Genomic DNA, 13815 nt, shown 5'->3' on the forward strand with positions numbered 1-13815 from the left:
CATACCTTGTCATGTTGCATTTTGTACATCTTCCCACGCCAGATGCAGGCTTGTTATCCCTTCCTCCAGCTCCACGGCATTCAGATGGGCAAAAGAAAAACAAGCGGCCGGCGCTCCCGGTGATAGCTGATATAACGCGGCATCTCTAAAATCCGTGCCGCGCCTAAGCGCTGCCGCTCGGAAAGCTACAAACTCTTCGCTGCTGCGCAGCCAGCGGGCATATACATGCAAGCCCGCATCACCAGGCAGCAGCTCGAAGAGCTCCTTAAGCCGTTCCGACAGCAGCGTCCTGAGGATGCGTCCGCGTTCACCATAGATGCGTGTCATCCGGCGCAGATGACGGCCATAGCCGCCTGTATTCATGAACCGCGCCAAGGCTCGCTGCTCCAGCAGCCCTACCGGCAAGGGCTCATATAGTGCCTTGGCGGCGATAGTCGGCTTTACTAAAGGGGGCGGAAGCACTGCAAAGCCGAGCCGCAGGCCTGAAAACATCGTGTTTGAAAAGGAGCCCACATATACGACCCGCTCTTCACGATCCAGTGCTTTTAAGGGCTCGATAGGACGCCCAGCCCAACGGAACTCACTGTCATAATCATCTTCAATGATTACTGCATGATGCCGCTGCGCCCATTCCAACAAGGTTCGGCGTCGTTCCAAAGGCAGTACCACACCCGTAGGAAATTGACGGCTCGGCGTAACAAACAACAGCCGGGCATCCCAATCCTCCGGAATAAGACCGTTGCCATCCAGCTCCCCTGCCAGCAATCGGCCTCCGGTGATCTCTACGGCTCGGCGAATCCCGTGAAAGCCCGGGTTCTCAACGACCGCTGAGCCTTCTGCATCCAGCAGCAGCTGCGTCAAAATAACGATGCCTTGCATCGAGCCGCTGAACAATACGATATGCTCTGCATCCGCGCGAATCCCGCGGGTAATCCGCAGATGTGCAGCGATAGCTTTCCGAAGTCCTTCATCGCCTTGAGGTGGACAAGTGCTTTGCAGCAATCCACCTTCCTTCCCTCCGGCATAAGAGAGCGCACTACGCCATTCGGAGTAAGGAAAATGTTCCATCCGCATACCACTACTCTGGAAGCTCACTACTTTCTTGTTACTCTTTCCATAGAAGGGTATCGGGCGCGCAAGCAGCCGCTTTCCCCATGCCGAGATTGGAATCGTAGTCTCGCTTGCACAATCTCCTCCAGCAGCATCTGCGTCTTCACCCAAAGCCCGGTTCTCACCGTCACTGCGACTGGCAGCTGAAGCAAAGCTATCTTCCGATACGAATGTCCCCCGCCCCGTTTCAGTCCTTACATAACCATCAGCGAGCAACATTTCATACACCTGCGAGACCGATCCGCGCGACAGCTCATAGTGCTTAGCAAGACTTCGTGTAGACGGCAGCGGAGTGCCTCCCGGAAGTGTTCCTTCCAATATTCCTGCGCGGAGCGCGTGATATAACGCTAAATATTTGTAGCGGTGTATCGCCAGATATTGATCGTATGCCAGCGTGATATTCATCGTTATCCTCCTTGACCAGCAAGTGGTCCATTAAAAACTATCTTAATTGGTCCTTTTTAATTGTCAACCACTCTACTATTCTTTAAAGAACATTTACATTGGAGCAGACGCTCTAGACTAAAAAGAAAGAGGACGTGATCCCTATGCGCAGAAAAGAATTTAAAGTAGATCAGGAGGAAGAATTGGTCTCTTTTCTAAACGGAATGAGTTTTGGTTTTCTCGGAACAAGCGATGAGCAGGGGCAACCGCGGGTGACACCGTTGAATTTTGTATATACAGATGGTTGTTTCTATTTCCATGGCAGTCATGCTGGTGGCAAAATGAAGTCGATCCGCAATCAGCAGAAGGTCTGCTTTACGGTAGCGGATGAGTATGCCCTTATCCCGTCTTATTTTAGCGATCCCGAGCTGGCCTGCCCAGCAACCGCCTATTTTAAAAGTGTGACCGCCTACGGCACAGCCGAACCTGTTGAAGACATTAGTGAAAAAGCCAGTGTACTCTCCTTATTTATGAAAAAGCTCCAGCCCGAGGGGGGTTATGATTCCATCGATGCAGAGGACCCTAAATATCGTCCCCGTCTAAAGGGAGTTGCCGTTGTGCGCATTACCCCCGAGGAGATCACTGCGAAGTTTAAGTTTGGGCAAAACCTAAAAGAAGAAGAGCGCTCCGGCATCATTTCCGGCCTGTCTGAAAGAAATAATCCGCGTGATGAAGAAACGATAGAAATGATGAAAAAATACTGCCCTTTCCACGCTGAATGATATTTTTTAAAAATCGTATCTTTCCAAGTGACGGTTGCAATTGGCGGTGATATAATGTTAGGCAATGTTAACAGTATGTTATCCCCAAAGAACCCTGGAAGGATGAAACTGATGAATCCACTAGCTGGACAATTAAACGAAAGTATCAAAGCAGGAAATGAACATGTGTATGATATGCTCTCTACGCTTGGCAAAGAGATTTACTTCCCAAAAGAGGGCATCCTTAGCCAATCCGCTGAAGCAGGAGCTCACGCCAAGAAATACAACGCAACCATCGGTATTGCTACTGAAGGTGGCGTACCTATGCACCTCGGCGTCATTCAGGATAAACTCTCCGCTTACAGTCCTAAGGATCTTTATAGTTACGCCCCTCCGGCAGGTAAACCAGAGCTGCGTACTGTATGGCGTGAAAAGATGCTGCGCGAAAATCCATCGCTAGAAGGTAAAACCATCAGCAATCCCGTTGTAACCAATGCCCTGACTCACGGGCTTAGTATTGTCGCTGACCTCTTCGCAGAGCCAGGTGACGCGATTATCTACCCGGACAAGAACTGGGAGAACTACGAATTAACCTTCGGAATCCGCCGCCATGGGGAGACCGTTAACTATCCGCTGTTCACAGAAGAAATGACGTTTAACAGTGCAGGTCTGGAAGACGCGCTGCTTGCTCAAAAAGAACGCGGCAAAGCGATTGTGCTGCTGAACTTCCCTAACAATCCTACCGGATATACTCCAGGGATTAAGGAAGGCGATGAGATCGTTGCAGCTATCCTTCGTGCGGCTGAGGAAGGCATCAACGTTGTTGTTGTAAGTGATGATGCATACTTCGGGTTATTCTTTGAGGATTCACTTAAAGAATCGCTGTTTGGCAAACTGGCTCATCTGCATCCTCGTGTGCTTCCAATCAAGATTGACGGTGCGACCAAAGAAGAATTTGTCTGGGGCTTCCGTGTGGGTTTCATCACTTATGCCTCGGAGGACAAAGACCTGCTGGCAGCATTGGAGCAAAAAACACTAGGCATCATCCGTGCCACCATTTCCAGCGGTGCGCATCCTTCGCAGACCTTCGTACTAGACGCCTTGAAATCTCCGGAATTCGAAGCACAGAAGGAAGAGAAGTTCCAGATCATGAAAGGCCGTGCGAATAAAGTAAAAGCACTGCTGGATAGCGGCAAATACGGCGAGGATGTGTGGACGTATTATCCTTTTAACTCCGGTTACTTTATGTGTCTGAAGCTGCACACAGTTGCGGCTGAAGATCTCCGGCTTCACCTGATTCATAATTACGGACTAGGCACTATTGCTTTGGGTGAAACTGACCTACGTATTGCTTTCTCATGTATCGAAGAGGAACAGCTCGAAGATCTTTTCGATCTTGTATACGCAGGTGTTCGCGATTTAGAAAAAGCCTAACTGAACTTTATATAGCTTACAATCAGCTCCGTTTTCACGGAGCTGATTTTTTTTGTACACGAATCCGACATTGGCCTATACACGCCCCACTCTCCGCACATACAATACGATGTACTCAAGTACAACACACACACCGAAAGGGGAATGAACATGAGCGAAGAAGTTAGAGGCGGATATGGATGTTGTGGAGGTGGCCCATTCACTAGCACTGGCGCCATCCTGGTTCTCTTTATCTTGCTGGTTATCATCAGCCGTTCACTTTTTGTCTAACCATTAATGACAGTCTCGGGAGAGAGCTCTAAGCTCTTTCCTATTTTCAATCCCTTTTTTTCACAATAGACGTGGGTGTCCAGTAGGTCATGATAATGGCTGCTGTGACGTCTGCGTCTTTTTTTAAAAATTCCACCTTGTTCTTAGCACCAACCGCACCAACCTTTGTTACCTCAGATCACATTTGCCCGCACAAAAGCAGCTATCGGACACCGCAGACCCTAAAGGCAGTATAATCCCATATTTTACTCACTTACGGACCCCAAAGCCGTTATTGGCATGCCAAACCCCAAATATGAACCTCTTCATAGGGAATAACGCCACTGGTGTCCGAACTTCCCCGATAAAGGTTGTAGATTTGCAAATAACGTCAACTGGGTCCGTAAGCCTCAGGGGATAATTATGATCGGCGGCGGAGGTGCGGGCTTAATGTAGATCCAACAACCACACCTAAAAAAGGCTGTCGCAAACGTAGAAAATCTACGGCTGCGACAGCCCAAAAGCTTAAAGTATCTTTACAACTGATGTATTACAGATTGTACAAGTTGTAGATCAAAACCGCTGCCTCTGCACGGGTGGTAACACCTTGTGGATGAATCCGCAAGCCGTCTCCCTTGATCAGGCCAGCACGTATTAGTGCTGCCACACTGTCACGTGCAAACGCTGATACTTGCTGGCTATCCGTGAAACGGGTCATTGAAGCTCCGTTGCCGGCTGGAAGCTGTCTGCCGGCTGCTGCAATCGCTTTTGCAGCCAATGTCATCATTTCCTGCCGCGTAACAGAAGCGTTAGGATCAAAGCTTCCATCTGGACGACCAGTGGCGATCCCCAACTGCTTCGCTATAGCCAACGCTTCATATCTGTAATCGCCAGGCTGCACATCTGTGAAGCTTTCTGCACTAACGCCTTCCAAGCCAAGCGCTTTTATAAGCAGGAGCACAAAATCTCCCCGCTTCACTTCCGCTTGAGGCACAAATTGATCCTCTGTCATTCCGTTGATGATGCCTTTGGAGCCAAGCACCTCAATCGCATTGCGGGCCCACTCAAATTTACCGATATCCCGGAATGTCTTCTCCGTAAAGGTGATACTGTACGTACCAGAGAGAATTCCTGTAAAGGAAACCATCCCTGTAGCAGCGATATATCTGCCACTTGGAACAACCGTTGGAATCCCCAACGGATTCAGACTATGAATCGTTATATGTCCTTCTTTACCACGTTCTTCTGATCGTGGAATATACGGTAGGGACACCTTAACCCGCATGTCAGGACTGTTCCATACGGCTTCCTGGCCATTGATAGTTACGCTCAGTTTAAATTCTGGACGAGAATCTGAATCCACCTTGGTTATCGTAATTACCCAAGGGGTTCCTGCCTCTTTTGCCGCTTGTTTCAGCAGACTACCTGGCAGCTCCAGCACACCAAATTCAGTATGAACGACCAATGAAGTCTTATCATCTGCAAAGATTATACCGTTTGGCAATTGCAGCTCATAACCCTTAGCTTTAGCTACTGCCGGTATATCAACAGTAACGGCTGAAGTTGCTCCACTTAAGCCTGCTGTAGCAGCCTTTTTCAAGCTCTCCAGGTCTACACTTGCTCTCGCCGCACCGGTATTACTGTTCAGCACAGGTGTTGCTGTAAGGATCTTGCTGCCGGTTACACTGCCTGCATTTCCGCTTGAATTCCCCCCTGTTGTTCCGCTGTTGCCACCCCCTATGGTACCCCCGCTTCCGGAAGTTGGTGCTGTCGTTGGCTGAGAAGTCGGTTCAGTGGTTGGACTTGGGGTTGGTTCAGGCGTTGCTGTTGGTGTTGGTGTTGGATCAGGTTTATCCGCAGAAACAATATATTCAAAACTGGAAATATCACTTGGCTTCCAGCCCTCTTTTATAGCAATCGCCTTAATCGTCTTGCTCTTGCCTACATAAATCACTCCACTATACAGTTCGCTGGCTGCTGTAGGTACAGTGCCATCCAACGTGTAGTGAATAGACGCTCCAGCTGTAGCTGTAGTTAACTTCACGGCAACCTGCCCTGTATAAGTTCCCCCGGCAGGATCAGCCTGCGGTGCAGACACCGTTTTCATATCAACCACTCCGCTGATCACATACGTGAATGGAGCTACAAAACTGTTCTCCATGCCCTCTTTTACCGCTATCGTACGAAGAACTGTGACTCCTGCTGCGTCAATAGTTCCGGTAAAAAGTGGACTGTCTGCTGTAGGCAATGACCCATCGGTTGTGTAATGAATCTCTGCTCCTGATGTCGCTGTAGTAAGGCTGATCGTTTGTAATCCGCTGTAAGCTCCCGGCTTCAAAGAAGAAACGGGTAAGGAAACCTTTGAATGAATCGGCTGCTCTCCTTCTTCCGTCCGTTCCAGCGTAAACCAATCTAGATTGGCACCGTCATTATTGAAGCTCATCCGTACTACCTGTTTTCCTTGCGCAAGTTGTACGACACCACTCGCCAGCGTGTAATTCGACCATCCACCTGTAGTAGGCATAGGCACTGTTGAGAGTTTTGTACCCTTTACAGATAACGTAGTGCTTACCCCGCCTTGTGCTGTAGCATACCGATATACGATTTTATAAAATCCGGCTTCAGTAATATCAAGGACATAATCCATGGAACCCCCTGCAACGGTAAACCCTACATTTCTAAAGTCCAGCACACCGCCAGTCATGGTACTCTGAATTCCATTGGGTGTAGCATCGTAATAATTCTCGGCTTCCACCTTTAAAGAACCAGCGCCATCCATGATTTCTTCAGTATAAGGTTCTATTTGAATACCACTGAGCTCGTATCCTGCTGATCCAGCTTGCAGGCGCAGCTTCTGTTCACCCGCCTTCAATTGAAGAACGGTGCGTATGCCAACGGTTTGCGAGTAAAGATTCGGCACATCAACGGTTCTTAATGTCTTCCCATCCTCCGTTTTATAAATAATGCCCTTAGGAGCACCATTCGCGGAAGTCGCGGTAAGCGTAAAAGCATAGTTTCCATCCTGCGGCACATTTACCCAGTAATCGATGCTGTCTCCAGCATCAATGCCGGTCAGCTTCGCTCCGCTGCCTTGACCGCTGACTGTGATCCCTTGCAGCTGGTAGAATTGATCCAGTGCGTTCAAGCTTGTGACTTCTATAGGTGCTGTAGCACTAGTTGTTCCTAAGAGCTTAACCTCCGCACGCAGCACGCCGCCACCACTTGAATCGGCATAAGCATTTGCTGGCACATTTACGGTAAGCTGCAAATCACTATAATACGGGGTATGATCATTCCATGCCAGCGTCAGCTTCACATGGGTAGGGTCAAGTAAGGCAGCTGCCCCAATACTTACATGCCCCTGATCCTTACCTGGGCCCGAGACAGAAATGCTCTGAATGGCATCAGGATTAAATGTCCCTCCTGAAAGGCTGACTACCAATTCATTCCCGTTCACTTGATAAGGCAGAGTACTCGGAGAAAGACTGATGCTCTCTTCGTCGTTGATTGCTGTAACTATAAGAGGCAATTTCAGAACACGTACGCTGCCAAAAGACTGATTTGATTCTGTCTGATACACATCAGCGGTAACCGTAAGAATACGATCCGTGTCGAAATCAATAATTCGCGTACCCGCTAATACGACCTTCGCTGTATAATCATCCACCCGGTATACGCTATCGACAACTGTACCTTCGTAACCTTCAATAGACCAATAAGCGGTGTCCAGTTCAGGTGCATATTTGTCATTTACTAGCTTGACGATAACTTCTGCACCCTCCTCATTTCCTTCTACCAGAGCAGTCTCCGATTGAAGCGCGGGGCCGATCGTAAGCGACTGCAGATGAAATCCTGCTCCATTTACTTTCATGGTCAGCGTCTGCTCCCCGGCAGGCAAGGTTACCGTTCCATTAGCTATTTGCCAATTGGACCATCCCCCCGTCTTCGTCAAAGCATAAGTAGCTGCCGTTACCGTTACTCCATCCTCTCCCGTCAGCAGTTCCAGCTCTGCATCATCCTGATTAGTAGCATAGGAGATCAGGAGTGGGTAGGTACCGCTGGCAGGTACATTAATCTTGTACTTCACCCAATCGCCGGGGTCAGTATAACCCACTGCACCACCCGTTACTAATACACCTGAAGCTGTCGTGTAGTCTTGCCCTTGAAGCACAGCAGGAAGCTCATGTGATCCGGAAGGCGCTTGGCGTAAAGCTAATGAACGGATATTATAACCGTTCCCGTTCGTCTTCAAGGTGAGCTTGTGAATGCCCTTGTTCAGAGAGATCACGGATTGATAATCTGCAAAATCGGTCAGACTCTCCGTCTGCTGCACAATTGGAAGCGTAGCAATGACCTTACCATCTTCACTAATCTCCACCGATTTTCCGGCGCCATCGCTGAATTGAGCGGCATGCTTAAATTGAAGTGAATATTCACCGCTCTCTTTAACATCAATCACATAGTCGAAGGTGGACGATGCGTCTGGCGAGAACCCGCCAATATAACCCTGCTCATTCACAGTGTAAACCCCTTGCGCTTCTTCAAAATCAACAGCATTCACTACACCCGGCACCGCCTGTATACCATTCAGACGTTCCCAGCTATAAGTGCCCACTGATTTCGCCGGCAGCACAGCACTAATTTGCGCACCGTCCACTAGCAATTTAAACGGCTGTGGATCCGACGTCTGGTTGATTACTACCGTCACAATCTCTTTTCCATCTGGACTAGCAAAAGCTACGTTCGTTACAGTACTGCTTAAGCCGTAGTCACTATCAATCCGCACGTACCCCGGTTTAACGAATTTTGTATATTGGCCCATCAGATAATATTCTGGCAGCAGCCAGTAATGGTTACGGTCTCCCGAATCCTGCACAATCGGGGTTGGGTCTGGCGTTCCGGTCCACTGATGGGAGGCAATATCACTGTCCAGCATCGCTACCCAGGAGTTATAGCTGCGGGCCCAATTACGGAAATATTGAGCAATGCGGTCTGCGCCTGAGGTACCCCAGACTGCGCGTTCGGTCAAATATACATTTTTGTCAGGATAGAGATTATGGAGTTGGGTCATCAGACCAAGGTCACCGCCATAATCATGAAAAGCAGTTCCGTCCACCGCATCGTAGGCACCTAATTCAGGATTGCCTAGGATTTGTGCTGGATAGGCCATCGTGTCACCAGGATTATGATCAAATGTCCACAGCTTCACGTCTTTGAAACCATGTTCATCTAATTCCTTCCGCAGCAGTTTAGCCAGCTGGGCTTCTTGCTCCCACGGCATTTTGGTGCTTGGATATTCAATTTCCAGCAAAGGTTCATTCTGCAAGGTCAGACCTTCAAAGGTAATTCCCAGCTTCTCGTACTCCTGTACGAATTTAAGATAATATTTGGCCAGTACAGGCAGATATTCATCCTTCACTTGGCCTTTGATCATACTGTCTGTAGTCTTCATCCAACCGGGCGGGCTCCAAGGTGAGGCGAAAAACTTAATATCCGGATTGATGTTTTGAATTTTTTTAACCGTGCTGATGATATGGTAGTCAATGTCCTTTTGGATGGAGAAATTCTCCAAATTAATGTCAGTTTGTCCTGGAGGCATATCATCGTAGGTATAAAATTGTTTATCTGTAAAGTCAGCCGTCCCAATCGTCAACCTGAGCATACTCATTCCGATCCCCGATACAGGATCAATCATTTTCCGCAGCAATTCCTCCTGCTTCGCCGCAGACATCTTCGCCAGATTATTAACCGTCGATTCCTCCATAGAGGTACCGATCCCTAGAATAGATTGATATTTCCGGTCAGGATCAATATGGATCTCTGTACCTGCCTTCACGTCGGGAACCACAATATCCAGCTTCGCCTGCTCTTCCAGCTTCAAATCACCCTCTTGATAACGGTCAGCATAATACCACTTCCGATCGGAAGGATCTCGCTCACTCGATACCCAAGAGCTAACTACATCTGACTTAATAACATGTTTAGTGCTTTCCCCGCCATCTCCGGGATTCGATGGATCTACAGGCACATCACCTGTTCGAGTGAAGCTTACCCAGTTCAGGTTGATATCCCCACCGGTAAATTCCAGACGGATCTTTTGCAACCCTGCCTTCTTAAACACAACATTTTCTACAGCTTTCGTCTGCCAATTCTGCCAGCCACCTGTTGAGGTCACGCTTAATGTTCCTAGCTTAGTTCCCTCTGCTGATTTGATGTTGACGCCTGTAGTGCCACTATTAACGGAATAGCGGAAATCGGCTTGATACGTACCTGCTTGCGCCACATTCACGTTATATTCGAGCCACTGGCCAGCCGAGGTATAGCCGACATTGAGACCGCCACCTATATCCTGCGTATTTTCAGTCTGCAGTCCTGCGCTTTTGTTCAAAAAATCCTCTGCTTCAATTTTGCCGGGAATCGGCAGAGAAGGAATCTCTGGAGCTTCCGGATCGACAGGAGCGGTTGGAAGCTTTGGTGTTTTCTCATTTTTGGTCAAGCCATATCCCGTTTTGAATAACACATTTGTACTGTTATTGTCTGCCGGATAATTGTTCAAAGTGAATGGCCAACGAATCGGATTTTTGCCTACAAAATCCTTAGTACCAAATAACACATCAGCTACTCCAGCACCCTCTGTGCCTGGTAGCCAGGCTGCCACAAGCCCATCCCAATCTTCCAATTGGCTGGCTATCGTCATTGGACGTCCAGACACCAGTACAACGATAAGCGGAATATTAGGATCAGCAGCACGTATATTCGCAAGTGTCGCCAGATCCTGCTCATCCAGATTCAAGCTGGTCCGGTCGCCATCGGTCTCGGCGTAAGGTGTCTCACCGATAACAGCGATCGCCGCATCATAACCCGCAGCCCCACGCCCATTAAGGTTATATGTGACCGTTGTAGAAGCAGGAACAGCCTCCTTTATCCCTTCGAGGATCGTCGTGCCTTCAGTTATATTGCCCGACTTCCCTTGCCAAGTGATCGACCAACCACCGGCTTGGTTACCGATATTATTAGCGTTTTTACCCGCTACGAATATTTTATCCATCCCGCTTAATTGCGATAGAATTGGACTTCCATTTACCTCATCGTTCTTCAAAAGAACAAGCGACTCCGCCACAGCTTGGCGGGCTAATTTGCGGCTTTCTGCTGAGCCAAAAGCACTCAACAGCTCCGGTTCGCTTTTGGGATGCTCGAACAATCCTGAAGCGATTTTGACCTGCAGGATACGTTCTGCCGCATCATCTATGCGCTCAGTAGAGATTTTACCTTCGCCTACAAGTTCTGTGATGTACTTAATCGTATCCTTCCAAACGGTCGGCATCATGAACATATCGACTCCGGCGTTTACGGACACATTCAGCTGGTTCTTCAACCCGCTAACAGCTTTGCCCTCGCTATCCACTGTGATTTGCTGCACAGCGTTATAATCCGAGATAACGAAACCGGTAAAGCCAAGTCCGCCATTTTTCTTGTCACCCTTCAAAACATCGGTCAGCAAATGTTTATGGGCATGCATTTTAAGACCTTGGATGCTGTGATAGGAGGCCATAACCGTCTGCACCCCTGCGTCTACAGCTGCTTTATAAATTTTCAAATCCTTATCCATGATCTCTTGCTCGGTATATTTAGTGATGTTGCCTTGATTTACACCATTATCCGTATAACCTTCACCTAGATAATGTTTTGCAGTTGCCGTGATTGTATCTGTCCCTGCCAATGCAGCAGCAGTCCGTCCTTGCAGACCAAACACATAAGCCGCACCTAGTTCTGCTGAAATATCCTGATTATCACTAAAACCTTCATAGGTTCTACCCCATCTTGCATTATGAGGGGAGGCTATCGTTGGGGCAAACGTCCAGTTCGCTCCTGTTGCGGCTACTTCCTTAGCAGCAGCTGCACCAATAAGCTCAGTCAATGCGGGATCATTAGCAGCCCCTAGGCCAATATTATGCGGAAAAAGCGTCGCGCCTTTGACATTGTTATGTCCATGCACCGCATCCACCCCATAGAGCAGCGGAATGCCTAATCTGGTAGACAATGCACCATCCTGATAGCTATCAATCAAACTTCTCCAGTTATCGCGAGTGCTGTCACTTTCTTTTCCGTTAGGGAATGAGCCTCCCCCGCTGAGTACAGAGCCAAGAGCATATTTCTGTACCTCCTCAGGTGTGACGGCAGCTCTTTCTGCTTGAACCATCTGCCCAATCTTCTCTTCCAGCGTCATTCGGGATAATAGATCCGCAGTGCGCTCCTCCACACTTTTTGTGGGATCATAGTACACTGGAACTCCTGAGGCATCCGCTGCGGCCCGAGGTATACCCGCCTCAAGCACATTCAAGAATAAGGATGATAGTAAAAGCGCCACCATGAATATTGATAATCTTCTTTTCACGCCTGAATCCTCCCCCAATACTGTTTTGTTGGTACGGATGACTACGCCTATAAATGGAAGCGTATACATGATGTAAGATACAGGCTTATTATGCTGGAGCCATCTGGTAAAAGACATACAGCATTTTTTAAATACTCTGTTCCGTTTTTGCAAATTTAAGGACTTGCCCGCTCAAATTATGCTTCCAGCAAAAAAAGGCTCTCTCATTCGTAGAATTTCTCTACTGTGAGACAGCCTTTTTATTGTGAATATGAAATTGCCTTACAGATCGTCGTCATCCAATCGTGCCGCTTTGCGGGACAAGTATCCTTTAAACAGAAAGACTACCACAATACCTGCCGCTAAGGTAAAGATCACTGGCATCAGACGGTCACCTATGGAAGCTAAGAAAGGTAATCCAAGAACCAATGCCACAACCAGATGCGCACGGAATACAAATTGTGTTGTGTTGTCCGCCTTACTGCCTTCAGGAAAAGGATACACTGTCAGCCAAAAAGACTCGCTATGCAATTTGCGGAGTGCCGACAATTGAACACCAATGATAAACAGGAAGAACAAATAAATTCCGGTGCCAAAGTAACTATCACGGTTCCACCAATTCAGCAGCAGAGCCAGCACCGATATCCGCATAATGATTCCAAAGATATCGCCCCGGGCAAAGCTTTTGGTCAGCAGATACCGATAAGCAGTATCCTTGCGCCAAGGCAGCTTAGCGCCCCATTTGGAAAGATAACGGCGGGAATACACCCGTTGCTCACGGCCCGGCACATCCACGAACCAGCCCAGAACCATCAGCGCACGTGCACCTTGATTGTTTTCCATGGCGATCAGTCTTTCCCATGGCACAGCGTGACGTCCGGGCACAGACAGTGCAGCAAGATAGGCTGCTGCCAATAACACCATAAATATCAGGCTCGGGCCGGCAGGCTGCCACAACCAAGCGGCAATAATCAAACCTCCAACTGCCCAGCGCAAGAAAGCATACACACCTGCCATCGGACGTGACAGCATAGCTATCTCTTTCCATAATCCATAACTCGCGATCAGCTTCACAGCAATCAGGATCAACACTGTAAATAAAAGTCGCTTGGGAGAATCATCTGTACGTATGTACAACGGCCAAAGGGTGATCAGTACAAATAACAAGCGAATGATCTTCCACACGTTTCCACTGACCCAGGATGGTGCAAAATATTCCTTCATGCGGTGACCCTGAGGCAGCAGAAAGATCGTATCCGGGGTCTGCAAATAGGTTCGGAAGCCGCTATGCACTGTCGCAGGCAACAGTAATGCTAACATAATCCAGCGAATGGGAATGCCTTCAGGTACATTTTGTAGCAGCGATGTATACCAAGCAGAGAAGACAATCAACACGAACAGGAAGACCATGGCTACGCCGCTTTGAATGATATATCCCACATAAGGAAGCATACTTCCCATGAATCTACCGCGCCGCGTGCGCCGCAGCTCTTTCAAATCCAT

Annotated in this window: 6 protein-coding genes; 3 read left to right on the top strand and 3 right to left on the bottom strand. The window is 48.4% G+C overall.

The annotated features are described in order from the left end of the window. Nucleotides 1–9: 9 nt before the first annotated feature. Complete coding sequence (gene pdxR / locus MHI15_RS08885) at nt 10–1515, bottom strand: MocR-like pyridoxine biosynthesis transcription factor PdxR (RefSeq protein ID WP_341164345.1); 1506 nt, start codon at nt 1513–1515, stop codon at nt 10–12. 143 nt (nt 1516–1658) lie between these two features. Between pdxR and MHI15_RS08890 the strand changes: the two genes are divergently transcribed. The 3 genes from MHI15_RS08890 to MHI15_RS08900 all read left to right on the top strand — a co-directional run bounded on the left by MHI15_RS08890 (nt 1659) and on the right by MHI15_RS08900 (nt 3959). After that, nucleotides 1659–2276, top strand: coding sequence for a pyridoxamine 5'-phosphate oxidase family protein (locus MHI15_RS08890; RefSeq protein WP_341164346.1), 618 nt, complete (start codon nt 1659–1661; stop codon nt 2274–2276). 111 nt (nt 2277–2387) lie between these two features. After that, complete coding sequence (locus tag MHI15_RS08895) at nt 2388–3689, top strand: aminotransferase class I/II-fold pyridoxal phosphate-dependent enzyme (RefSeq protein ID WP_036679816.1); 1302 nt, start codon at nt 2388–2390, stop codon at nt 3687–3689. A gap of 150 nt (nt 3690–3839) precedes the next feature. Further along, nucleotides 3840–3959 carry a YjcZ family sporulation protein gene (locus MHI15_RS08900; protein ID WP_212592220.1) on the top strand — a complete coding sequence of 40 codons (120 nt, stop codon included), beginning with the start codon at nt 3840–3842 and terminating at the stop codon, nt 3957–3959. Between the two features lie 529 nt (nt 3960–4488). On the opposite strand, the gene MHI15_RS08905 is transcribed toward MHI15_RS08900, so the two are convergent. Both MHI15_RS08905 and MHI15_RS08910 read right to left on the bottom strand, forming a co-directional pair. Continuing rightward, a complete protein-coding gene (locus tag MHI15_RS08905) occupies nt 4489–12450 on the bottom strand; it encodes a glycoside hydrolase family 3 N-terminal domain-containing protein (protein ID WP_341164347.1) in 7962 nt (2653 codons plus the stop codon). A gap of 144 nt (nt 12451–12594) precedes the next feature. After that, complete coding sequence (locus MHI15_RS08910; RefSeq protein WP_076141980.1) at nt 12595–13815, bottom strand: ABC transporter permease; 1221 nt, start codon at nt 13813–13815, stop codon at nt 12595–12597.

It is taken from the genome of Paenibacillus sp. FSL H7-0918, assembly GCF_038007025.1.
Taxonomy (GTDB): Bacteria; Bacillota; Bacilli; order Paenibacillales; family Paenibacillaceae; genus Paenibacillus_AQ; species Paenibacillus_AQ odorifer.

Bases quoted from the DNA above. Each gene is read 5' to 3' on its own strand.
- MHI15_RS08910 (WP_076141980.1), bottom strand. From the start codon at position 13,815: ATGGATTTGAAAGAGCTGCGGCGCACGCGGCGCGGTAGATTCATGGGA.
- MHI15_RS08905 (WP_341164347.1), bottom strand. From the start codon at position 12,450: ATGTCTTTTACCAGATGGCTCCAGCATAATAAGCCTGTATCTTACATC.
- MHI15_RS08900 (WP_212592220.1), top strand. From the start codon at position 3,840: ATGAGCGAAGAAGTTAGAGGCGGATATGGATGTTGTGGAGGTGGCCCA.
- MHI15_RS08895 (WP_036679816.1), top strand. From the start codon at position 2,388: ATGAATCCACTAGCTGGACAATTAAACGAAAGTATCAAAGCAGGAAAT.
- pdxR (WP_341164345.1), bottom strand. From the start codon at position 1,515: ATGAATATCACGCTGGCATACGATCAATATCTGGCGATACACCGCTAC.
- MHI15_RS08890 (WP_341164346.1), top strand. From the start codon at position 1,659: ATGCGCAGAAAAGAATTTAAAGTAGATCAGGAGGAAGAATTGGTCTCT.